The sequence below is a fragment of the Dyella kyungheensis genome, from assembly GCF_049913195.1.
In the GTDB taxonomy this organism is placed as follows: Bacteria; Pseudomonadota; Gammaproteobacteria; order Xanthomonadales; family Rhodanobacteraceae; genus Dyella; species Dyella kyungheensis.
Window position 1 is genome coordinate 3,939,585 of sequence record NZ_CP183983.1, and the last position, 22,671, is coordinate 3,962,255.

Genomic DNA, 22,671 nt, shown 5'->3' on the forward strand with positions numbered 1-22,671 from the left:
GGCTAAGGCAACGGCAAGGCCATCTGGCGAAACATCGACGCGGTGTCGCGCACACCCCAGCGCCGCTCGATGTGGCCTTCCTTCACCACGAACCATTCCATCGCCTGAACTTCGTAGTCCTTGCCGGTGACCGGGCCGTCGCGGAACGATTGCACCGAACGGCCGCGCTCGGTGTAACGCACCACCACGGTGTCGCCTTCGGCCACCACGGCGTCCACTTCGAGACTCAACTGGAAGCAGCGCATCAGCTGTTCCCACATCGGACGCGCCGTGTCGAGGCCACCCCAGCCCAGCGCGCCGTAGATCAGGGCGTCGGACGCAAACATCGCGCACACGGCATCGAGATCGCCGCGATTGAACGCGTCGACGTAGGTCATCACTACGCGCTTGTTCTGCTCGGACATGCCTGCCTTGAGCCGGGGGACGGTATCGCCGACGGCAACCAGCCGCCGTCCGGGCGGAGCATATCGCCGGGGCATGCGTGGACAGTGTGAGGGCGGACCCTTGCGCGGGTCGCCATGGGCAACAAACCGGCCGCAACGTCTTGCGCGTTGCGGAACAGCGTCACGGCACCGTGCGGTGCCGTGACGCCGCGAACATCAGTTGGTCAAAGCGGGAGCGCCCGCTTCAGCCTGCTCGCGCTGGCTGAGGCGCTGCGACACGCGGTCGATGTTGCTCAGCGACAGCAGGTGCGCATAGATCCAGCCGAACACGCCTTCGCGCAGGAATTCGTGCGTGGTCTTCTCGTCCAGCGCGCGCAGGCGCTCTTCGTTGACCACGAACAGGCCGTTGAGGTTGATGGACTTGCCATCCTTCTCCAGGCGGATGTTGCGCGGCTCGAGCAGGTTGTGCTTGCGCAGCTGCTCCATGAACCAATGCGTGCGCGACACGTGCTGCTGGAATTCGCCGAGGAAACGCACGGCGTTGTTCAGCATCTCGGTCTCGCTGCCGTCGTCCTTGAACAGGGCTTCGCCCTCGGCCGTGCTGAAGCCTTCATAGGCTTCGTCGAGGAACACGGTGAAATCGTCGCCTTCCGTGCCGGCCGGCTTCTCGGCCAGCACGAACGGATAGCGGCGGATGAAGGCCGGGATGTAGGCGTTCGCTTCCCAGGTGCCGTTGGCGTCGATGAACAGGTTCTCGTTCTCGCGCAGGCCCAGCAGGGCCATCGGACCGGCGTCTTCGACAGTGAGGCCACCAAACAAGATCGGCAGATCGCGCGCAGCGGCGGGGAATTCCACGCCGGTCAGCGGCACCGAATGCACAGCGCCCGCGAACTTGAGGTTCGGGATCGGCTTGATGCGCAGGTCTTTGTGTTGGGTGCGGTTGAGCGGAACAGGACGCTCGTAGAAAAGAACTTCAGCCACGTTGACTACCTCATCCCCAGCCGCGCCGGGGTAGCCACCCAGGCTCCCCCTCCCAAACCCGGCCTCGGGTCTACTGATGAACAGACACTATATCAGCGCCGGGACCGAACCGAGAACACCCGACAAATCTGGTTCTTCCCTGCTCGGACAACCGTTTGCGTGTGTTCTGTCATGGATTTGGTCTATCCTCGGGCTGTCAAAAAGCATCTTTGCTGCACCCGCACGTTCATTCCCCTGGGTTGAAGGACGGTTTTGCATGCTGATGGAAGTACCTAGCCGCGTTGTCGACCTTCATTCGACCCGCGTGCTGTCGCTGGACGCCGCCGGCCGAATTCTTGACTGGATCAGCTGGCAGGAGGCGGTTTGCCTCTATGTTCGCGACGCCGTGGCATGGACGCTGGGCGACCCCTGCATCACCGTCCACGGCGGCCAGAATCGCCTGAGCGGCCTGCAGAGCACGCTGGACCTGCACCCCATCATCGCCAGCACCGGGCACTGCCGGGACCACGCGATCGATCCCTCGCCGGCACTCACCAACACGGCGCTGTTCGCCCGCGACCGCTACCTGTGCATGTATTGCGGCGAACGCTTCAGCCGCGGCGAGCTGACCCGCGACCATGTGCTGCCGATTTCCAAGCACGGCAAGGACACCTGGGAAAACGTGGTCAGCGCCTGCCTGCACTGCAACCTGCGCAAGAGCAACCGCACGCCGCAGCAGGCCAATATGCCGCTGCTGGCCGTGCCCTACCGCCCCAGTTGGGTGGAGCACCTGATCCTGTCCAACCGCAACATCCTGGCCGACCAGATGGAATTCCTGGTCAACCACCTGCCGCGCGACCGCCGCGAGCATATGGTTTGAAAGCCGGATCGGACTCCCGCTGATACCTCAGCGTCATTCCGGCGCAGGCCGCAATCCAGTAGCGAGTGCGCTGGATTTTCGCGAGTCCCCACATGTACGGGCCTCGCGAAAACCCACCACCGGGGCCACCGGATTCCGACCTGCGCCGGAATGACGGTGAAGGGAACCCGTTGGCCCCGGGAACTTGAACCGCTTCTAAGGCGTTTCGGCCTCGTCGCCGAACGGGTTGTCCTCGTCCTCGATGCGCTGCAATTCGTTGCGCGCATCCTCGGCCAGCTGGCAGTAACGGCGGCGGATCCGCTCCAGGATCACCTCGTCCAGTTCCTCCAGGTTGAGCAGGGCGTTGTGCGCCTGTGAACTGCGGATCAATTCGTCCAGCTTGATCTGCACGGCCACCGAATCCCGGTTCTGGGTGTTCTGGATCAGGAATACCATCAGAAAAGTCACGATGGTGGTGCCGGTATTGATGACCAGTTGCCAGGTATCGCCGAAGTGGAACATCGGCCCGGTGACGGCCCAGGCCACCACCACCAATACCGCCAGGACGAAGGTCGTCGGGCGACCGGAATAGCGGGCGACGGCTCCGGCGAACCGCTGGAAAGCCTTGCTCATGCTCATGGGACCGTCCTGGCTGAATGACTGCGCCGCAGCCTCGTCCTTGCCGTGTCAGCGCCGTGTGGAGGGCCGGCCCGCAAGTTTTCACCTCACCGCCCTTGCCCCGCCTCCCCGCTGGGCCAACAATACGCGGATGAACGACCTGTCCCGCTACCCCCATCTGGCGCCCATCGCGACCCCGGCCGACTTGCGCAAGGTGTCCGATGAAGACCTGCCCGCCATCGCCGATGAATTGCGTCAGTACCTGATCGAAGCCGTGGCCAGTTCCGGCGGCCATTTCGGCGCCGGCCTGGGCGTGGTGGAACTGACCGTGGCCCTGCACCACGTGTTCGACACGCCGCACGATCGACTGGTGTGGGACGTCGGGCACCAGTGCTATCCGCACAAGATCCTCACCGGCCGTCGCGACCGCATCACCACGATCAAGAAGAAAGACGGCCTCGCACCGTTTCCGCGTCGCGAGGAAAGCGAGTACGACACCTTCGGCGTGGGCCACTCGTCCACCTCGATCTCGGCCGCGCTCGGCATGGCCATCGCCGCGCAGCGCAAGGGCGACCATCGCAAGGTCGTGGCCGTGATCGGCGACGGCGCGATGACCGCTGGCATGGCCTTCGAGGCGCTCAACCACGGCGGCGACGTGGAACCGGACATGCTGGTGGTGTTCAACGACAACGGCATGTCGATCAGCGAGAACGTGGGCGCGCTGACCAAGATGGCGGCGCGCGCAATGTCCAGCCGCCGCTTGAACGCGCTGCGCGAGCGGGCCAAGCGTGCGATCCCGAAGCAGTCGTTCTTCGGCCGCTTCTTCAAGCGCTGGGAAGAGCACGCCAAGGGCATGTTCGTGCCCAGCACGCTGTTCGAGGAACTGGGCTTCCATTACACCGGCCCGATCGACGGCCACAATATTCCGCAGCTGCTGACCGCGCTGCGCACGGTGAAGAACCTGCCCGGCCCACAGCTGCTGCACGTCATCACCACCAAGGGCAAGGGTTACGCGCCCGCCGAGCAGGCGCAGATCGAATACCACGCGGTGGGTCCGTTCGATCCGCAGGCGGGCCTGGTGAAGAAGGCCGGCCCGTCCAAGCCCACCTATACCGACATCTTCAGCGACTGGCTGTGCGACCAGGCCGCCGCCGACGAGCGCCTGCTGGGCATCACCCCCGCGATGCGCGAAGGCTCGGGCCTGGTGCGTTTCTCCAAGGAATATCCGCAACGCTATTTCGACGTGGCGATTGCCGAGCAGCACGCGGTGACGCTGGCGGCCGGCATGGCCTGCGAAGGCGCCAAGCCGGTGGTGGCGATCTACTCCACCTTCCTGCAGCGCGCGTTCGACCAGGCGATCCACGACGTGTCGATCCAGAACCTGGATGTGACCTTCGCCATCGACCGCGCCGGCGTGGTCGGCCCGGACGGCGCCACCCACTCGGGCAGCTTCGACCTGAGTTATCTGCGCTGCCTGCCGAACATGGTGGTCATGGCGCCGGCCGACGAAAACGAATGCCGCATGATGCTCAGCACCGGCTTCGACTATCACGGTCCGGCGGCGATCCGTTACCCGCGCGGTACCGGCCCCGGCGTGCCGCTGCAGCAGGAACTGGAAACGCTGCCGATCGGCAAGGCGGAACTGCGCCGTCGCGGTCACGGGCTGGCCCTGCTCAGCTTCGGCGCGATGCTGGCGCCGGCGACGGAAATCGCCGCGGAAATGGACGCCACCCTGGTCAACATGCGTTTCGTGAAGCCGCTGGACGAGGCGATGATCCTCGAACTGGCGCGTACCCACGATGCCTTCGTAACGCTGGAAGACAACGCCGTCGCCGGTGGCGCGGGCAGCGGCGTGGCCGAATGCCTGGCCGCGCACGGCATCGTCAAGCCGATCCTGCACCTGGGCCTGCCGGACAAATACCTCGAGCACGGCAGCCGCGAGGAAGTGCTGACCATGGCCGGCCTCGACCTGCCAAGCATCCGTCATGCGATCCGTGCGCGCTTCCCGCAAGTGGGTTCGCGCAGCCAGATCACCGCCTGAGCGAACGATGCAGGCTTACCGAAAACGCCGCGCATGTCGCGGCGTTTTTTGTTTGGACGTCCATACCGCCGCAGCGGTCTTTTGTGGGAGCGCACCCTGTGCGCGACCGGCCAGAGCGTGAGCTAACGTACTGGCCAGTCACGCACAGGGTGCGCTCCTACACAGGTTCATGCCAGACGCCGCCGCTGACGCGATCGCGCTGCTCGAGATCTTGTTCAGTGAACACGTCGCTGTAGCCGGCACCCTCGAGAATCGCACGCACGGCCGGCCCCTGGTTCCATCCGTGCTCCATCAACAGCGCGCCACCCGGCACGAGATGATCGCGCGACTGCGCCACGATGCGGCGGATATCGTCCAGGCCATCGGCGCCGGAGGCCAAGGCGGTGGCGGGTTCGAAACGCAGGTCGCCCTGCCCCAGATGCACGTCGTCCGCTTCGATATAGGGCGGATTGGTCACGACCAGGTCGAAGTGTTCGCCAGCCAGCGGCGCGAGCCAGTCGCCCTGCGCGAAGCGCACGTTGCGGATGCCGTGCTTGGCGGCATTGCGCTGCGCCACGGCGAGGGCATCGGCACTCGCATCGGTAGCTACCACGCGCGCCGTCGGACACTCGCGCGCGATGGCCAGGGCAATCGCACCGCTGCCGGTGCCCAGGTCGACCACGCGCGCCGCCGCATCCATGCGCGACAACGCAAGCTCCACCAGCAACTCGGTTTCCGGACGCGGGATCAGCGTGGCCGAGGTGACTTCCAGGTTCAGCGTCCAGAAGCCGCGGTGGCCGGTGATATAGGCCACCGGCTCGCCCTCTCCCCGACGCTGCACCAGCGCTGCGAAGGCCGCCAGCTGCGCTTCGTCGAGGCGGTCGTCGGCATGCGCGATCACCCAGCTGCGCGGCTTGTCCAGCACATGCAGGAGCAGCAACTCGGCTTCCAGGCGGTCGCCGAGCGTGCGCGTGGCATCGGCGATGACGTCGCGTACTTCAGTCACGGGTGGCGTACTCGGCCGGCCGCGTGGATCGACGCCATGGTCATCGCTGCATCCTGGTGTGGGGAACGCACAGTGTAGAGCCAATGCGCCCGGCGTCAGCCCGGCGCCGGCGCCAGATAGCCATGCACCGCCTGGATCACCACCGAACCCTCGCCCACGCTCGACGCCACGCGCTTGACCGAGCCGGAGCGCACGTCGCCCACCGCGAAGATGCCGGGCTTGGTGGTCGCATAAGGCGATTCGAGCAGATGTCCCTGCGCGCAGCGACCGGTGAGCACGAAGCCCTTGTTGTCGAGCGCGAGGCAATCCTTCAGCCAGTCGGTGTTGGGTTCGGCGCCGATCATCACGAACACGTTGCTGACTGGCCGCGTAGTCACCTCGCCGGTCTCGCGCTGTCGCCAGCTCACCTGCTTCAGGCGCCCATCCCCTTCCAGATTGACGATCTCGCTATGCGTGTGCAGCGTGATCGACGAGGACAGCTGGATGCGCCGCACCAGGTAATCGGACATGGTCGCGGCCAGGCCGGAAGAGCGCACCAGCACATGCACGTGCGAGGCGATGCGTGAGAGGAACACCGCCGCCTGTCCGGCGGAATTGCCGCCGCCGACCACCACCACTTCCTCGTTCTTGCACAGCTGTCCTTCCATCGCGGTGCAGGCGTAGTGGATGCCGGCGCCCTCGAACATTTCGTAGCCGGGCACGTCCAGCTTGCGATAGCGCGCACCGGTGGCCACGATCACCACGCGCGCCTGGATGGTCTGGCCATCGTCCAGCCGCATGCGGAACGGATGTACCGAACAGTCCAACGCCGAGGCCTGTCGCGAGATGGCCAACCGTGCGCCGAACTTCTGCGCCTGCGCCTGCGCGCGACCGGCCAGGGCCTGCCCGGAAATGCCGGTGGGAAAGCCCAGATAGTTTTCGATCTTCGACGACGTACCGGCCTGCCCGCCCGGCGCCACGCCCTCCACCACGATGGTGGTGAGACCTTCCGAGGCGGCGTACACCGCAGCGGCCAGCCCTGCAGGACCGGCGCCGGCCACGGCCACGTCGTAGACGAAGTCCGGATCGATGACTTCGGTGAGGCCGAGTTCATCGGCCAGTTCCGAGGTGCTCGGATTCTGCAGGAAGCAACGTTCGGGGCAGATCACCACCGGCAATTGATCGGGGTGAAGCTGGAAGCATTCGATGAAGCCTTCCGCGTCGGCATCCACTTCGGTGTCGATCAATCGATGCGGGTAACCGTTGCGCACCAGGAAACGCTCGAGCCGCAAGGTGTCGCCGCTATGACCGGGGCCGACCAGCACCACGCCGCCGAAACCGGCGCGGATCAGACCGACGCGCCGCAGGATGAAGGCGCGCATGATGATCTCGCTGATGTCCGCTTCGGCAGCCACCATGCGGCGGAAATCCGCCGAGCGCACGCGCAGCACGCGGCTGTCCATCGCCACGCGCGCCGAGGCCATCACCGCGCGATGGTTGAACATGTTCATTTCGCCGCTGAACTGGCGCGCGGCATACATGGTGAAGACGTTCGACTGGCCGTGCTTGTCGACGTCGAAGACCTCCACCAGCCCATCGAGCACGAGGAAAAAGTCGACGCCGCGCTGACCGCGTTCGAACAACATCGTGCCCGTAGGCACGAGTTCCTCCTGGCCGTAGCTGGCGATGCGCCGGACCATCGACGGGTCTAGGCGCGGAAACATCTGCTCCTTGCGGTTCATCGGATCGGTCGGGTCGTAGACGACCTCAGGTGCTGGCGACTGCTCGGACATGCAAGACACCTCGTCATGGGGACGGCCCGGCGGCGAGCCAGGCGCGTCCTTTCAGGTTATGTCAGCGCGTTTGGCAGACTCTGCGCTGCGCTGCTGCATGCATCGTGCGCCGCAACGGTGTCGGTCGCAAGTCATTGCGACGACGCCTGCATGGCGACGGTGATCGACTTGACGAGACGTTCACGAAACCAGCGATGGGCCCGGTCGTTGTCCTTGGAATCATGCCAGTAGGCGAGGATGGGAATCGCCTTGATGCGCACCGGCAACGGCTGTATTGCGATGGGCAGCAAGGGCGCCAGGTGATCGGCGTAGGCCTTGGGCACGGTGAGCAGCAGGTCGCTGGCGGCGACGATCTGGCAGGCAGAGAAGTAATGCTGCGCCACCATGCGCACTTCGCGGAACATGCCGTTCTGGCCCATCAAGGCATCGAGCGCGCTCGACTCGCCCAGCGGGGAGACGGTGACGTGCTGCGCGTCGAGATAATCCGCGCGACGCAGTTGCTGCGACAGCGGATGGTCGCGCCGCATCACCACCACCAGCGTCTCATCCAGCAGGCGTCGATGCGAGATGCGTTCGCCGGCCCGCAGCGGACGATCCACCGCCAGATCCAGCGCGCCGGTGGAAAGTTCGCGCTCCACCTCGTCCGCCGCCACGCGACGGCTCACCACGCGCACGCCGGGCGCATCGCGACCGATGCTGGCCATCAATCCCGGCAGCGCGATCGATTCGAGGATGTCGCGAAAACCGATCACGAACTCCATCTGCAGGCGCGACGGATCGAAACTCGGCTGGGCATACGTGCTGGCCAGCAACCCCTTCAGATGCCCCTGCACCGCCGGCATCATCGCGCGCACCTTGTCGGTGGGCAGCAGGCGGTTGCCTTGGCGCACGAACAGCGGGTCGCCCAGCTGGTCGCGCAGGCGGCGCAAGGCATGCGTCACCGCCGGCTGGGTCAGGTGCAGCACGCGCGCCGCCGCGCTGACCCCGCCCTGGGTATAGATCGCATCGAGCACGCGGAACAGGTTGAGGTCGATACGGCTGTCGCGTTCCATCATCCACACCCATTCATGTGGCTAATGCCAACCCATAAAGTATATTCATTTCAATAATTGGCGGTCCGGGGCGTACGCTCCCCGAGAGTTGAGGAGAACCGCCATGGATTTCGCCCCCTCCGAGCGCACCCACGCGCTCACCGAGCGCCTCGCACGTTTCATGCGCGATGAGGTGATTCCGGCCGAGCCCGTCTATGCCGCGCAACTCGTCGGTGGCGCGGACCATCGGCAATGGCGCCAGCCGCCGGTGATGGAACAGCTCAAGGCACGTGCCCGCGATGCCGGCCTGTGGAACCTGTTCCTGCCCGATCTCGACGGCGGTCCCGGCCTGAGCAACGTGGAATACGCGTCGCTCGCCGAGCTCATGGGGCACTCCTTCATCGCGCCGGAGGCGTTCAACTGCAACGCGCCGGACACCGGCAACATGGAAGTGCTGCATCGCTACGGTTCGGAAGAACAAAAGCGGCAGTGGCTGGAACCGCTGCTGCGCGGCGAGATCCGTTCGGGCTTCGCGATGACCGAACCGGACGTCGCCTCGTCCGATGCCACCAATATGCGCGCCACGGCCACGGTGGAGGGCGACGAGATCGTCCTGAACGGGCGCAAGTGGTGGACCACCGGCCTGGGCCATCCGCATTGCCGCTTCGTGATCTTCATGGGCCTGAGCGACGCGCAGGCCGAGCCGCATCGCCGCCACAGCATGGTGGTCTGTCCGCTGGATGCCGCAGGCGTGCAGATCGACCGCATGCTGCCGGTATTCCATGACTACGACGAACCCTCGGGCCACGGCGAACTTCATTTCGCCAACGTGCGCCTGCCGCTTTCCCATGTGATCCTCGGCGCCGGCCGCGGCTTCGAGATCGCCCAGGGACGGCTGGGGCCGGGTCGCGTGCACCATTGCATGCGGGCGATCGGCGCCGCCGAACGCGCGTTGTCGCTGCTGTGCAAACGGGCGCAATTGCGCGTGGCGTTCGGCCAGCCGTTGCTCAAGCTGGGCGGCAACGCCGACATCATCGCGAACCTGCGCATGGCGATCGAACAGGCGCGACTGCTCACGCTCAAGACCGCCTGGACGCTGGACACGCAAGGCAGCAAGGCGGCGCTCAGCCTGATCTCGCAGATCAAGGTGGTGGTACCGATGGTCGCGCAGCAGGCCGCCGATGCGGCGATCCAGATCCACGGCGGCGCCGGCCTGACCGACGATTTCCCGCTGGCGCAGCTCTATGCCTATGCCCGGGTGCTGCGCCTCGCCGATGGTCCGGACGAAGTGCATCGCGCCGTCGTCGCCAAACTCGAAGCGAAGGCCCAGCTCGCCGTGGAGAATCAAGCATGACCGCGCCCGCTGAACAGGCCCGTGAAGTGCGCGAGGAAGACGCGTTCGACATCGCACGCGTCGACGCCTTTCTGAAGCAGCATATCGAAGGGCTGCAGGGTGCGCCGACGGTAAGGCAGTTTCCCGGCGGCGCCTCGAATCTCACCTACTTGCTGAGCTATCCGCAGCGAGACCTCGTGCTGCGTCGCCCGCCGCGCGGCGCAAAGGCCAAGTCCGCCCACGACATGCTGCGCGAAGCGCGCGTCATGACCGCGCTCAAGGCGAGCTACCCGTACGTGCCGGCGATCCTCGCGCGTTGCGACGACGACCGCGTGATCGGCCAGGACTTCTACGTGATGGAACGCCTGCAGGGAACCATCCTGCGTCGCGACCTTCCGGCCGGACTCGGACTCGATCGCGAGGGCGTGCGAACATTGTGCCTCGGCTTCATCGATCGGCTGATCGAGCTGCACCACGTCGACGCCAGCCAACCGGGCTTGAGCGAATTCGGCCGGGGCGAAGGCTATATCGCGCGGCAGGTGGCGGGCTGGAGCGAGCGCTGGCGGCAGTCGGCAACGGAAGGCTCCGATCCGTGCGAGGACATCATCGCCTGGCTGCAATCGCAGCAACCCAGGCGCGACAACGCCAGCTGCGTGATCCACAACGACTTCCGCTTCGACAACGTGGTGCTTGCCGCCGACCACCCGCTCGATATCGTCGGCGTGCTGGATTGGGAGCTGGCTACGGTGGGCGATCCCTTGATGGATCTGGGCAGCTCGCTGGCTTACTGGGTGCAGGCCGATGACGACCCGATCTTCCAGTCGTTTCGCCGCCAGCCCACGCATGAAGCCGGCATGCTCACGCGCCACCAGGTCGTCGCGTACTACGGCGAACGCACCGGCATGGATGTCTCGCGCTGGCGCTTCTACGAGATCTTCGGACTGTTCCGCCTGATGGTGATCATCCAGCAGATCTACCGTCGCTATGCACTGGGACAAACCACCAATCCGCAATTCGCCGGCTTCGGCGACGCTGCCCGCTATATGGGCTCGCGCTGCCGCCGGCTGATGGCCGGCCTGGACTGACGCATGCGCGAACTGCTGCTGATACGGCACGGCCAGGCGAGTTTCCACGCCGAGGACTACGACCGGTTGTCGCCGCTGGGCGTGCAACAGTCGTCCCTGCTCGGTGCATGGCTCGCCGAATGCGGGCAGAAGCCCGACCTGGTGGCGATGGGACCGCGCGCGCGCCATCGCGAGACGGCGCTGCCTTGTCTTGAAGCCGCGGGCGTCGTCGCATCGCCCATCACCCTGCCCGGCCTGGACGAAGTCGATCACCTGGAATTGCTGGCACGGCTGCGTCCCGACCTCGCTGCGCCCGGCGCGTTGCGCGCCGCGATGACGCAGGAGTCCGATCCCTATCGATCGTTCCAGCAGCTGTTTGTCGACGCCATCGGGCGCTGGACCAGCGGCGAGCACGACGCCGACTACAGCCGCCCTTGGAACCGCTTTCGCAGCGATGTGCTCGATGCGCTCAACCAGCTGAGCGAGTCGTCCGCCAACACCCTCTGGGCGTTCACCTCGGGCGGTCCCATCACCGTGATGGTGGCGGCGCTGCTGCAGGTGCCGGAGACGAAGACTTTCGATCTCAGCTGGTCGCTCGTGAACACGGGAGTGACAAAGCTTCGACTAGGCTCCCGCGGCGCCAGCCTGGTGACCTACAACACGTGGCCGCACCTGGAGCGGACGCGTGACGAGCAACTCGTGACCTTGCGATGAGTCGCCGTTGCACCCCACAGCACCGTCCCACCTACGCGATGGAAACTTGACTTCATGACCACACCGAGCACGTTTGACCTCACCGGCAAGATCGCCATCGTTACCGGCGCCAGCCGCGGCATCGGCGCCGAGATCGCGAAACTGCTCGCATCCCATGGTGCGCACGTGATCGTGTCCAGCCGCAAGCAGGCGGACTGCCAGGCCGTGGTCGCCGGCATCGTCGCCGAGGGCGGCTCGGCCGAGGCGTTCGCCTGTCACATCGGCGAGATGGCGCAGATCGAGGCACTGTATGCACACGTGCAGCAAGCCCACGGCCGCCTGCATATCCTGATCAACAACGCCGCCACGAATCCGTACTTCGGACCCATTCTCGACACCGACCCTTCGGTGTTCCAGAAAACCGTGGACGTGAACATCCGCGGCTACTTCTACATGTCCACCCATGGCGCGCGCCTGATGGCAACGAACGGCGGCGGCTCGATCGTCAACGTGGCTTCGGTGAATGGCGTAGTGCCGGGTTTCCAGCAAGGCATCTACTCGATCACCAAGGCAGCGGTGATCTCGATGACCAAGGCCTTCGCCGTGGAATGCGCCGAACAAGGCGTGCGCTGCAATGCCCTGCTGCCGGGGCTTACCGACACCAAGTTCGCCTCGGTGCTGGTGAACACGCCGGCCATCCTCAAGCAGGCGCTGGCGCACGTGCCGATGCGCCGCGTGGCGCAGCCATCGGAAATGGCCGGTGCGGCGCTGTATCTCGCGTCCGATGCCGCCTCCTACACCACCGGCGCCGTGCTGAACGTGGATGGCGGCTACCTCAGTGTCTGATACCAGGGAACAAACCATGACACCCCCTCTTCCACCACGCGCCGCCGGCAAACGCGCCTTGGTCACCGGCGCCGCCGGCGGTCTTGGTGCCGCCTCCGCGCGCATGCTGGCGCGGTACGGCGCCAAGGTCTTCCTGACCGATATCGATGCGCAGAGCGTTGCCGCGGTCGCTGCCCAGATCAACCAGGAATGCGGCGGCACGGTGGCATGGTCCGCAACCCAGGACGTGCGCGACGAGGCCACCTGGGAACGCACGCTCGCGGACGCCGCCGAAGCCATGGGCGGTCTCTCGGTGTTGGTGAACAACGCGGGCATCGGTTCGCTCGGTGGCGTCGAACGCATCGAGCTGAAGGAATGGCACCGCGTGATGGGCGTCAACCTGGACAGCATCATGCTGGGCTGCAAGCACGCCATGCCGTATCTGCGCGATGCGCAGCCGGCCTCGATCGTGAATATCTCCTCGCTGGCGGCATTCAAGATCGATCCCGACTACACCGCCTACAACACCTCCAAGGCCGCCGTGGCCGCGCTGACCAAATCGGTGGCGATGGATTGCACGCGGCAGAAGATCGACGTGCGCTGCAACTCGATCCATCCCGCCTTCATCCGCACCGGTATCGTGCAACCGTTCTTCGACAAGCTGGGCGAGGAGGAAGCCACCAGGAAACTGGTGCGCGGCATTCCCATGCACCGGCTCGGCGAACCGGACGATGTGGCCTATGCCGTGCTTTATCTCGCATCCGATGAAAGCCGCTATGTGACCGCGGCGGAACTCGTCATCGATGGCGGCGCTCGCGCCGTCTGACCGGAGGACATCCATGAGCTTCACGAATCGCCAACTGCTGTTGAAGACACGCCCCGAAGGCCTGGTGGGCCTGGACAACTTCGACCTGCGCGAAACACCCACCGCCGAACTCGCCGACGGCCAGGCACTCGTTCGCGTGCTCTATCTTTCGATGGATCCCACCAATCGCGTGTGGATGAGCGACGTCCCGCAATACATGCCGCCGGTCGCCATCGGCGAAGTGATGCGCAGTCTCGGCATTGGCCGCGTGGTCGCGTCCAGGTCCAAACACTACGCCGTGGGCGACCTGGTGCAAGGCCTGGTGGGATGGCAGGACTATGCCCTGCTCGACGAAAACAAGACGGGCTACTGGGTGAAGCTGCCGCCCAAGCCGCCGGTGGCGCTGCCCACGCTGCTGGGCGCCTGCGGCTTCAGCGGCATCACGGCGTACTACGGCCTGGCTGAAATCGCGCCCGTGCAAGCGGGCGAAACGCTGGTGGTCTCCGCCGCGGCAGGCTCGGTGGGCTCGATTGCCGGACAGATCGGCAAGCTGCGCGGCGCACGCGTGGTGGGCATTGCCGGCGGTGCCGAGAAATGCCGTCACCTGGTCGAGGACCTGGGCTTCGATGTCGCGGTCGACTACAAGGCCGACGATTTCAAGCAGAAGCTCGCCGAAGCGACCCCCGACGGCGTGCACGTCGACTTCGAAAACGTCGGCGGTGCGGTGATGCGCGCGGTGTTGTCACGCATGGTCAATGGCGGACGCGTGGCCTTGTGCGGACTCATCGCCAACTACGCGGGCGGCGCACGCGCCACGGACGACTACAGCGTGATCATCGTCAAGCGCCTCACCGTGCGCGGCTTCCTTGCCTTCGACTACAAGGATCAGGCGAAGGCGGTGCAGGAGCTGGTCGGCTGGGTGGTGAGCGGCAAGATCAAGGCGGGCGAAACGGTGGCCGATGGCCTGGAGAACGCGCCGCTGGTGCTCAACCGGCTCTTCGATGGAAGTCACACGGGGAAGTTGGTGTTGAAAGTGAGTAACGAGGACTGAGGCAGGCCCGTCGCGCACAAGTGCGCTCCCACAAGGTCACCGCACACTTGTGGGAGCGCACTTGTGCGCGACAGTTCCAGAGAAGGCGCCGCGCTAAAACGCGGCGCCTTCTTTCACTCCGCAACGTCCGGAACCACCGGCGGCTCCACCACCTTGGGCTTGCGCGCCCGCCAATAACCACCATGGCTCCACGCCTCGAACCCCCAGCGCAGCCAGCCGATCAGCGCATTGGCCAACCACAGCGCCCACAGCAGCATGGCGATCTTGTAGACCCACAGCGACACGCTGAATACGCCCGCTTGCGGCAGCGCGTTGTCGGTCTGGTCGGCAAACCAGTTGAGTTGCCACGCGGTGGAGTCGTAGCCGGCGACGTGCATGTCGGGCAAGCCGAGCAGCCCCTTCGGCACGGCGGAGATCAGCACGGCGATCGCCACCAGCGTCACCGCAGCCAGCGCCACTTGGGTCAGGTTGAAACCGACGCCATAGCGTTCGGGCAGCACAAACCGCGCGCGCCATCCCAGCAGGATCAGCCACACCACCACCAACGCATACGCGCCCCAGGCGAAGGCGGAAAAGCCCAGGCCCAGCAGCAGCCATGCGTGGAAGCGTAGCGGCGTGGGCGCATAGCGTGCCAACAACCAGGCCGCCAGCAGCAACACCAGCAGCTGCGACCAATACAGCACGGCCGGGCCCACGCTGGGTCCCCACGTCCACAGCACCCAGCGACTTTCCGGCAGTGCATGGCGAAGCTGGATGTTCGCGGCCGGCGCATTCAAGCTGAACTCCGGCGTGCGCACAGCGAAGGAAACACCCTCGGGCTCGCGCAGGCGCAGCGTGTAGACGTGCGCGCCCGGCAGCAGCGGCAGGCTGATCTTGTCGTCGCGTATGGCCAGGCTCAACGGCGCCTCGTCGCGTTTCGCCTCCAGCAGTTCGGCCCCTTTGGGCAAGCCGATGACATGCTCGCCGCCGCGCGTGCTGCGTGCCTTGAGCGTCAGCAGGGTTTCGGTGGTGCGATCGCCGGCGTGGCTATCCACCTCCACCTGATCGAAGGCGAGACTGTCGCCCGCCGCCGCCTTCGGTTGCGTCACGGCGACGTGCAGGCTTTCGCCGGGCAAGGGCTGGTAACGAAGACCCTGCTCGTCCTGGCTGGACGGCAAGCCCTTGGCTTCGAGATGCCACATGGGCGAGGACTGCAATACCCAGGTTTCCGCACGCTCGCCGAGGCCCGGCGCGGTCAAGGCGAGTGCATCGCTGCGCTCCAGCCGGCTGTTCCAGCTCTTGCTGGCTTCGCTGGCGTTGAAGGTGATGCCGATGCGTCCATCGTGCACGCGCGCATCGTCGCCCAACGGATGCTCGCCGGGCAGCAGCGGCAGATCCAGGCTGAAGCCGCCTTCGCTGGGTGCGATGCGCTCCACCACGTTGCGCACCGTCCACTCGTTACCCAGCACCAGGATGCGGGTGAGCTTCACGTACGGAGGAAACGCCTGCGTGACGCCCGCCGGGGTCGTCCCGTCCACCGCGGCGCGCACGCGGTTGAAGGTGAGGCTATCGCCGAGCAGCCGGCCATCGGCCATGCCGTCGGCTTTCCAGCCGTTGCCGCTGAACACGACATGCTGCGGCCGCAGCGGAAAATGCAGCGTGCCGACGTCCGTGGCGGCGGCGCCATAACGCAGCGATACGCGATGCACGCCGCGGTCGAGTTTCACCAGCAAGCCGTCCGCATTGCGCATCAGCGTCGCGTCCTTGCCATCGACACTTACGCTCTGGATCAACAGCGAGGGGCCACCCAACGGCAGCGGCACGGCGATGCTGGCGCCCGCGTGCATCTCCATATCCACCGTCACCTGATCGCCATTCGCCTGGAACGCGGCCTGTGCGACGGCCGCGCAATCGGGCGCACAGGTGGGCACTTCGGTGAGGCGATTGCGCAGTTGGGTCAGCATGGCCTCATTCGGTGTCGTCTGCGCATGCACGCCGTGCGGCAACAACGCGAGCAGCAGCAACGCCGTGGCACCGCCGTGCATGCGCCAGCTACGCCACGAGCCTTGGAGCGTCGGCAAAAGGCGTGCGGCAAGCTTGCCCAGCATCACCAGCAGCAAGGCCAGCATGACCACGCGCAGCAGTCGAACCAGCCACGCTGGCGCAATCACCAACCGCGTCGTCTGCTCGGCCGTGATCGGACCCGACCAGCCAAGGCGATAGTTGTTGCCGACGTCCCAGTCAGGCGTACCCTGCCCTGCCTGGATGACACTACGGCTATCCGGCTCCTGGCCGACGTTGATGGCGGTGCCGGTAACCGTGATCGCTTCAAGCGAACCTGTGGCCCGGGCTTTTTGCGCGACTTTAGGCGCGTAGTCCGCACGCGAGCCCGCCATCATGTCTGCAGCGGGCGCAGGCGGGGGCGGGGGCGCGGGCGCTGCCATCGGCACCTGGGCAGGGGCAATCGCATTCGTAGATGCTTCTTCCACCATGTTCACGACTTGCGGCGGCGCGACCTCGCGAGCCTCGGACGAAATGCTGCTGAACATACGTCCCTGTTCCAGTTGCGGATGCAAGGCGTACTCCATCTGCGATGCCGCGAACGGCAGGCTCCACAGCACGGCAAGCACCAGCACTGCCACGGCGCCGATACGCGACGCCAGGCGCAGCTTTCCTTCCGGCAGTGCACGCATCAGCAGCGCCAGCGCAAACGCCAGCGCGAGCGTCCAACGAGGAGCGCCTTGCTCATGCTGCGCCAGCGCGAGAAAGCCCAGCGCCAGCAGCGCCCACGGCCAGCCCAGCATGCGGCCGGCAAGCAAGGCGATCAGCGCCACCACGAACAGGTCGAGCAGGCTCCACTGCGCGATCCACGAATCGGGCGAACGGTCGGCGCCGGCGGCACCGATCAGGCGATAACCGTACGGCAGATGCAGTGTCGTATCGATGCTTTCCAGCGGAAGCATCCAGCCGCCGCTCGGCGCATTGCCGCGCTCCGGCAGTCGCAGGCCGGCAGTGAGCTGGAGTTTCGCATCGCGCAATTCGACGCCACTGCGCCCGTGGCCGTTCTCGGTGACCAAGAGCGGGCGGTCCGGCTGCGAAGCGTTTTGCAACTGCCATGGCGCGGCCACGTCGAGTCGTTGGCTACGCCGCAAGGTGCCGGTCAAAAAATCGGCTGCGGTGAAACCCTTCCCATCGAAGTCCATCCACAGTTGCCGATGCAAGGCGAGCTGATCGCCCTGCCCGCCTTCGCCGTTGCGCGTGCCTTGTTCGATGGCGAGGCCATGATCCGCGTCCAGCGCGTAGGCGGGAAAATCCGCCCACTCGGCAGGCACGTCGGCCTGACCAGCGTCCACCGGCTGCCCGTCGACGCGCGTGCTGCGTAGCGACGGCTCATCGGCATAGCTCCAGATCTCCTGCGCGGGCCACGGCGCTCCGGGCGGGGTCAGCTTGATCTGTTTGGGCACCTCGGTGCCGCGTGCGCCCAGGTTGATGGTCCACTGGCCGGGACGCAGTTGCACGCGCAGGCGGCCGTCGCTTTCCAGCCGTGCCGGCAGGCCGCCGTCGATGAACGTGGCGACGAACCCCGAGGGCAGCACCGGTCCCAGCACTTGCTCGCGCGAACTGCCGGTGACGTTGAACTGCAGTTGCGTCTGCAGATCGGACGGCAGGCCATCGTGCAGTCGGCGGAAGACACGCACGGACAGCGCATCGGCCGCGCGTTGCGCCTCCGCGGCCTCGCCCAGGGTGAGTTGCGCATCATTGCGTTCGATGCGCGCCACCGGACTGCCGTCGAGCGTCAGCGAGACCAGGCCAATCGAGGCCGGCACCTGCAAACGCGCCGGGCGGTTGTCCCAGGGCAGCGTGCCGTGCAGCGCGTAGTCGCCGGGTTCCAGCTGCAACGACGGCACGCCCTCGTGATCGAGCACGATCATCGGCTTGCCGTTCGCGCTCACCTGTTGCGGCCAGTTGCGTGCATCGCCGGGCAGCGCGATCCAGCTGCGTCCATCGACATGGACGTCCAGACCGAAGCGGGCGCCGTCCTTGCCCGCATCCAGCGTGAGCCTTCCGGGCCACGCGCACTCGTGCTGCAGCGTGGTCCCACCTACCGAACTCAACACCGGACACGCGTGCTCGGGCACGTCGTGCAAGACCCAATCCTGCCAATCCTTCAGCGGTGGCGGCACGTTCTGCGCCATGGCCGGCGCAACCAGCCACACGAGCGGGCACAACCATTCCCACGGACGACGCATGTCTTTCTCCCTGACGACGCTGGGTGAGCCAGCCCAGTGTAGGTGCCGGCGGAAGGCGACGGAAAGCGCCTTCGTCATCTCTAACGAGGCGGATGCGAAAAAAGGGTTGAGCGCCCGCAAAAAAACCGGGCGGCTTGCGCCGCCCGGTGGGGACCACTGCCTGCGACCGTTGAATCAGCGCAGGATCGATTTGGCATCCTGCTTCTGCGCCAGCACATGGCAGAGCACGGTCGATTCGGTGGTCTGCGCCAGGCCACGCTCGGCGCCGGTGACCTGCTTTACGCGGTCCTTGAAGAACGCCTGCAGGCGATCGGCTTCGTCCTGCGAGCAACCGCCGCCGCCAATCAGGTCGGGCAGCTTGCCGCCGGCGAAGCTGCCGGTGCGTTCCACAATCTTGTCGTAGTTGCTAGTGGTCCACTGCCACGACGCATCGCGCTCGGCACGCGTGTCGCGGCCGCCGTCGAGCAGCATGGCCATCTCGCCCACCTTCACCTTCTTGTCGAGGGCGAAGTTGCGCACCTGCACGGCCAGTGCCGGATCGCTGACTTCGCTCAAACCCGCCAGCATGGCATTGCGGAAAGCCGGGTCGCTGGTCTGCGGGATTTCGGCAATCAACGCATCGACCGCGCTCTTGCCGCGCTCCTGCACGGCCACGGCCAATGCCGTGCCGAGCAGATCGCGGTCGCCGGTAGCCAGGTCGAGGCGACCGTCGGGCTTGCGCTTGAGCGCGGCGTCGCCCTGCTTGAGCAGTTCGGCGCGCACCTCCGGCACCTTCACCACCAGCGCCAGTTCATCGGCCAGGGTGGCGCGCAGCAGCGAGTCGCCGTCGGCCTCGTTGGCCTTGCGCTGGTAACCCAGTGCCTTGAGGCGCGGCAGATAGGCGCTGGTAGCCCACGCATCGAGCTTGGCGCGCTCGGCGTCGGTCTGCGCCAGGTTGCGATGGATCCAGTTGAAGCTGGTCAGCGGCGCGGTGGCCACTTCGCGCGTCTTGGACGCGGTCAACGGCTTGAGCGCGGCCAGTACGTCGCCGGCATCGAGGTCGCCATGCTTGAAGCTCGCATACACGGCATCGGCGTAGGCGAGCTGTTCGGCATCGTCGAGCTTGTCGATCTGCTTGCCCAGCGTGGCCAGGTCCTTCTTCGCCATGGCGAAGCGGTAGTAGCCGGTGGCGTTGGCGTTGGGCAACACCCAGGTGTTCTTGCTGGCGCCTTCCAGCACCATCGAACCGGTGGCCTGGTCGAACAGTTCGCAACTGACCTTGCTGCCGCTGGCGGTGCCGTAGCGCACGCACATCGGCACACCCCATACCTGCTTGTCGTTGCCCTTGCTGCCCACCGGCAGGTAACGGCTCTGGCTGAGCTTGAGCACGGTCTTGCCGCCTTCCTGCGCCAGCTCGGTCTGCACGTACGGCACGCCCGGCTGGTTGAGGAAGCTCTTGAACGCCTGCTTGAAGTTGTCGCCCTTGTCGGCGGCCTTGGCCACGGAGCCGATCAGATCGTCGGCGGTGGCATTGCCGTACTTGTGATCCTGGATATACGCGCGCATGCCCTGCTGGAACGCCGATTCGCCGACGTAACCCTCGAACATGCCCAGCACCACCGCACCCTTGCGGTAGGTGATGGAATCGAACGCCGTCTCGATGTCGCCGTTGCCGCTGATCGGCTGGCGGATCTTGCGCGTGGTGACCAGGCTGTCGTCGTTCATGGCGCCCTGTGCACCGCGCACGCGATCGAGATCGGCGCGGTATTCCGGATGCACCTTCTGCGTCACCTTCTGCTGCATCCAGGTGGCGAACGCTTCGTTGAGCCACAGGTCGTCCCACCAGGCCAGCGTCACGGTGTCGCCCGTCCACTGGTGTGCCAGTTCATGCGCGGTGACGTTGAACGAACCGCGCACATAGGTGGCCGGGGAATCCGGATCGATCAGCAGCAGCCAGTCGCGGAAGGTGACCAGACCCGCGTTTTCCATCGCGCCCGCGGAAAAATCCGGCGCGGCCAGCAGGTCGAGCTTGTCCCACGGATAGCCGAAGCCGTAGTAATCCTCCAGCGTGTGGATGATCGTCGGCGTTTCGCTGAGCACATGCTGGAGGCGATGGCCTTCCCCCTTGGCCGCCACGCCGCGCAGTTCCAGCGCGTTAGTGCGGTACTGGTCGGGCGAAATATCCGGACCCTTCACCACATCCCACGGGCCTACGCCGAAGGCGACGAGATAGGTCGGCAGCGGCTTGGTGGTGGAGAAGGTGAGCTTCTTCCAGCCATCGCCGGCCTTCTCTTCCTTCACCTGCTTGGTGTTGGCAACGGCCACTTCATCGTTGGGGATGGTCAGGCGGATATCGAACGGCGTCTTGAAGCCCGGTTCGTCGAAGCCCGGGAATGCGTAGCGCGCGCTGATCGGTTCCATCTGCGTCATCGCGTACGGCTGGCCTTCGTGGCTCACCTTGTACAAGCCCTGCAGCTGTTGGTTGAGCGGCGCGGTGTAGTTGATCGCCAGCGTCAGCTCCTGCGGCTTGAGCGTGCTGCCGAAATCGATGCGCACCACGCCTTCCTGCGGCGCCACGTCCACGTACTTGGCCGCATGCGACTTGCCCGCGGCATCGGTCACGTTGACCTTGCTCACCTTCAGTTCGCGACCATGAATCCACAGGTGGTCGGAAGCCTCGGTCAGCTTCAGCTTGATCACCGTGCTGCCGGAAAAATCCTGTTGGCGCGGGTCGACCTTGAAGTCGAGCTGGTAGGACTCCGGCTGTGCCCAGCCGGGCAGGCGGCCGTGCGGCTGGTCATCGACGGCGGCGGCGAGGGCGGTGCCGCAACAGGCGGCCAGGGCGGTGAGAACGAGTGGACGGACGAAACGGCGCATGCGCGAAAGGCTCCCCTTGGTAAGGCAAACCCCGAAGCTAGGTGCTGCCGTGACTTTGGACACAGTGCCAAAAGGCATGCCGGCGGGAGCTGCCCGCCGCTTTCGGAGTTCGCCCACAGTGCCCGGGCCTCCCCGATCCCCATGCATTGTCTTGACCGATGGAAGACCTCATTATGATAGACATCAGCTATTGGAAAAATGAGCGATTCCGCCCATGAACCTGCGCGACCTGCACTACCTCGTGGCCCTCGCCGAACATCGCCATTTCGGTCGTGCGGCCGAGGCCAGCTTCGTCAGCCAACCCACCCTCTCCACCCAGATCAAGAAACTGGAGGACGAACTGGGCGTGGCGCTGGTGGAGCGCACGCCGCGCAAGGTGTTGTTGACGGAGACCGGCCGCGAGATCGCCCGTCGCGCACGCGGCGTGCTGTCGGAGATCGACGAGATCAAGGCGATTGCGCAGCGCACCCGCGATCCGGAATCGGGCACCCTGCGGCTGGGCATTTTTCCCACCCTGGGCCCGTACCTGCTGCCGCACCTGGTGCCGCTGGTGCGCAAGCATTTTCCGCGGCTCGAACTGCTGCTGGTGGAAGAGAAGACCGAGCAGGTCATCCGCATGCTGCGCGAGGGTTCGCTCGACGCCGGCATCCTCGCACTGCCGCTGCACGAAGAAAGCCTGCACACGCAATTCCTGTTCGAAGAACCGTTCGTGCTCGCCGTGCCCGAGAATCATCCGCTGGGCCAGAAGCACAAGCGCCTGAAGCTGGACGACCTGGAAGACGAGAGCCTGCTGCTGCTCGAAGACGGCCACTGCATGCGCGACCAGGCGCTGGAGGTGTGCCAGCTCGCCGGTGCCGGCGAACGCTCGGGTTTCCGCGCCACCAGCCTGGAAACCCTGCGCCAGATGGTGGCCGCGAATGTGGGCATCACTTTGTTGCCCACGCTCGCGATCAAGCCGCCGGTGTCGCGCACCGACAACGTGCGCCTGCTGGAATTCGCCGGCCATCCGCCCAGTCGCCGCATTGCGCTGGCGTGGCGCAAGAGTTCGTCGATGGGCCTGTTCCTCAAGCGCTTCTCGGAAGTGATCAGCGATCTGCCGCCCGGTCTGCTGCAACCGGGCATCGCGGAGAGCAAGCCCACGCGCCAGGCCACTCGCTGAGGTGTCG

17 protein-coding genes are annotated in these 22,671 nt (G+C 65.8%); 9 read left to right on the forward strand and 8 right to left on the reverse strand.

What is annotated here, in order from left to right; translation table 11 throughout:
* Positions 1-2: 2 nt before the first annotated feature.
* The gene (locus ACN9MB_RS17870) at positions 3-404 is read right to left on the reverse strand and encodes an ester cyclase (protein ID WP_204637011.1); all 402 of its coding nucleotides are present in this window, start codon (positions 402-404) and stop codon (positions 3-5) included.
* A gap of 195 nt (positions 405-599) precedes the next feature.
* The gene (locus ACN9MB_RS17875; protein WP_426269761.1) at positions 600-1,364 is read right to left on the reverse strand and encodes a SapC family protein; all 765 of its coding nucleotides are present in this window, start codon (positions 1,362-1,364) and stop codon (positions 600-602) included.
* Positions 1,365-1,620: 256 nt separating this feature from the next.
* Here ACN9MB_RS17875 and ACN9MB_RS17880 point away from each other — a divergent pair, with 256 nt between their 5' ends.
* The gene (locus ACN9MB_RS17880) at positions 1,621-2,223 is read left to right on the forward strand and encodes an HNH endonuclease (protein WP_204637013.1); all 603 of its coding nucleotides are present in this window, start codon (positions 1,621-1,623) and stop codon (positions 2,221-2,223) included.
* Positions 2,224-2,418: 195 nt separating this feature from the next.
* On the opposite strand, the gene ACN9MB_RS17885 is transcribed toward ACN9MB_RS17880, so the two are convergent.
* The gene (locus ACN9MB_RS17885) at positions 2,419-2,841 is read right to left on the reverse strand and encodes a low affinity iron permease family protein (RefSeq protein ID WP_204637014.1); all 423 of its coding nucleotides are present in this window, start codon (positions 2,839-2,841) and stop codon (positions 2,419-2,421) included.
* Positions 2,842-2,971: 130 nt separating this feature from the next.
* Between ACN9MB_RS17885 and dxs the strand changes: the two genes are divergently transcribed.
* Positions 2,972-4,861, forward strand: a complete 1,890-nt coding sequence (gene dxs, locus ACN9MB_RS17890) for a 1-deoxy-D-xylulose-5-phosphate synthase (protein WP_426269762.1) — start codon at positions 2,972-2,974, stop codon at positions 4,859-4,861.
* Between the two features lie 157 nt (positions 4,862-5,018).
* On the opposite strand, the gene prmC is transcribed toward dxs, so the two are convergent.
* The 3 genes from prmC to ACN9MB_RS17905 form a co-directional block, all read right to left on the reverse strand.
* Positions 5,019-5,846 (reverse strand): peptide chain release factor N(5)-glutamine methyltransferase, encoded by an 828-nt coding sequence (prmC, locus tag ACN9MB_RS17895; RefSeq protein WP_426269763.1) that lies wholly within the window; start codon positions 5,844-5,846, stop codon positions 5,019-5,021.
* A gap of 95 nt (positions 5,847-5,941) precedes the next feature.
* Positions 5,942-7,618: an FAD-dependent oxidoreductase gene (locus ACN9MB_RS17900; protein ID WP_426269764.1), complete on the reverse strand. Its 1,677-nt coding sequence runs from the start codon at positions 7,616-7,618 to the stop codon at positions 5,942-5,944.
* A gap of 131 nt (positions 7,619-7,749) precedes the next feature.
* The gene (locus ACN9MB_RS17905; protein ID WP_426269765.1) at positions 7,750-8,673 is read right to left on the reverse strand and encodes a LysR family transcriptional regulator; all 924 of its coding nucleotides are present in this window, start codon (positions 8,671-8,673) and stop codon (positions 7,750-7,752) included.
* Positions 8,674-8,773: 100 nt separating this feature from the next.
* Between ACN9MB_RS17905 and ACN9MB_RS17910 the strand changes: the two genes are divergently transcribed.
* The 6 genes from ACN9MB_RS17910 to ACN9MB_RS17935 are packed head-to-tail and all read left to right on the forward strand — an operon-like array spanning position 8,774 to position 14,420.
* A complete protein-coding gene (locus ACN9MB_RS17910) occupies positions 8,774-10,003 on the forward strand; it encodes an acyl-CoA dehydrogenase family protein (RefSeq protein ID WP_426269766.1) in 1,230 nt (409 codons plus the stop codon).
* Entirely contained in the window at positions 10,000-11,067 is a 1,068-nt protein-coding gene (locus ACN9MB_RS17915; protein ID WP_426269767.1) for a phosphotransferase family protein, read from the forward strand. Before ACN9MB_RS17910 ends, ACN9MB_RS17915 begins: the two co-directional genes overlap by 4 nt.
* 3 nt (positions 11,068-11,070) lie before the next feature.
* Positions 11,071-11,760 carry a histidine phosphatase family protein gene (locus ACN9MB_RS17920; protein WP_426269768.1) on the forward strand — a complete coding sequence of 230 codons (690 nt, stop codon included), beginning with the start codon at positions 11,071-11,073 and terminating at the stop codon, positions 11,758-11,760.
* Between the two features lie 54 nt (positions 11,761-11,814).
* Positions 11,815-12,585, forward strand: a complete 771-nt coding sequence (locus ACN9MB_RS17925) for an SDR family oxidoreductase (RefSeq protein ID WP_426269769.1) — start codon at positions 11,815-11,817, stop codon at positions 12,583-12,585.
* A gap of 16 nt (positions 12,586-12,601) precedes the next feature.
* A complete protein-coding gene (locus tag ACN9MB_RS17930) occupies positions 12,602-13,390 on the forward strand; it encodes an SDR family oxidoreductase (protein WP_426269770.1) in 789 nt (262 codons plus the stop codon).
* A 13-nt stretch (positions 13,391-13,403) separates the two neighbouring features.
* Complete coding sequence (locus ACN9MB_RS17935) at positions 13,404-14,420, forward strand: NADP-dependent oxidoreductase (RefSeq protein WP_426269771.1); 1,017 nt, start codon at positions 13,404-13,406, stop codon at positions 14,418-14,420.
* 113 nt (positions 14,421-14,533) lie between these two features.
* Here ACN9MB_RS17935 and ACN9MB_RS17940 read toward each other — a convergent pair whose 3' ends face one another.
* Both ACN9MB_RS17940 and ACN9MB_RS17945 read right to left on the reverse strand, forming a co-directional pair.
* Positions 14,534-18,649, reverse strand: coding sequence for a hypothetical protein (locus tag ACN9MB_RS17940; RefSeq protein WP_426269772.1), 4,116 nt, complete (start codon positions 18,647-18,649; stop codon positions 14,534-14,536).
* Positions 18,650-18,823: 174 nt separating this feature from the next.
* Positions 18,824-21,505 carry a M1 family metallopeptidase gene (locus ACN9MB_RS17945; protein ID WP_426269773.1) on the reverse strand — a complete coding sequence of 894 codons (2,682 nt, stop codon included), beginning with the start codon at positions 21,503-21,505 and terminating at the stop codon, positions 18,824-18,826.
* A 214-nt stretch (positions 21,506-21,719) separates the two neighbouring features.
* On the opposite strand from ACN9MB_RS17945, the gene ACN9MB_RS17950 reads away from it, so the two are divergent.
* A complete protein-coding gene (locus tag ACN9MB_RS17950; RefSeq protein ID WP_426269774.1) occupies positions 21,720-22,664 on the forward strand; it encodes a LysR substrate-binding domain-containing protein in 945 nt (314 codons plus the stop codon).
* Positions 22,665-22,671: the final 7 nt, after the last annotated feature.

Bases quoted from the DNA above. Each gene is read 5' to 3' on its own strand.
- ACN9MB_RS17925 (WP_426269769.1), top strand. From the start codon at position 11,815: ATGACCACACCGAGCACGTTTGACCTCACCGGCAAGATCGCCATCGTT.
- ACN9MB_RS17905 (WP_426269765.1), bottom strand. From the start codon at position 8,673: ATGATGGAACGCGACAGCCGTATCGACCTCAACCTGTTCCGCGTGCTC.
- ACN9MB_RS17940 (WP_426269772.1), bottom strand. From the start codon at position 18,649: ATGCGTCGTCCGTGGGAATGGTTGTGCCCGCTCGTGTGGCTGGTTGCG.
- ACN9MB_RS17910 (WP_426269766.1), top strand. From the start codon at position 8,774: ATGGATTTCGCCCCCTCCGAGCGCACCCACGCGCTCACCGAGCGCCTC.
- dxs (WP_426269762.1), top strand. From the start codon at position 2,972: ATGAACGACCTGTCCCGCTACCCCCATCTGGCGCCCATCGCGACCCCG.
- ACN9MB_RS17935 (WP_426269771.1), top strand. From the start codon at position 13,404: ATGAGCTTCACGAATCGCCAACTGCTGTTGAAGACACGCCCCGAAGGC.
- ACN9MB_RS17900 (WP_426269764.1), bottom strand. From the start codon at position 7,618: ATGTCCGAGCAGTCGCCAGCACCTGAGGTCGTCTACGACCCGACCGAT.
- ACN9MB_RS17945 (WP_426269773.1), bottom strand. From the start codon at position 21,505: ATGCGCCGTTTCGTCCGTCCACTCGTTCTCACCGCCCTGGCCGCCTGT.
- ACN9MB_RS17915 (WP_426269767.1), top strand. From the start codon at position 10,000: ATGACCGCGCCCGCTGAACAGGCCCGTGAAGTGCGCGAGGAAGACGCG.
- ACN9MB_RS17870 (WP_204637011.1), bottom strand. From the start codon at position 404: ATGTCCGAGCAGAACAAGCGCGTAGTGATGACCTACGTCGACGCGTTC.
- ACN9MB_RS17885 (WP_204637014.1), bottom strand. From the start codon at position 2,841: ATGAGCATGAGCAAGGCTTTCCAGCGGTTCGCCGGAGCCGTCGCCCGC.
- ACN9MB_RS17880 (WP_204637013.1), top strand. From the start codon at position 1,621: ATGCTGATGGAAGTACCTAGCCGCGTTGTCGACCTTCATTCGACCCGC.
- ACN9MB_RS17930 (WP_426269770.1), top strand. From the start codon at position 12,602: ATGACACCCCCTCTTCCACCACGCGCCGCCGGCAAACGCGCCTTGGTC.
- ACN9MB_RS17950 (WP_426269774.1), top strand. From the start codon at position 21,720: ATGAACCTGCGCGACCTGCACTACCTCGTGGCCCTCGCCGAACATCGC.
- ACN9MB_RS17920 (WP_426269768.1), top strand. From the start codon at position 11,071: ATGCGCGAACTGCTGCTGATACGGCACGGCCAGGCGAGTTTCCACGCC.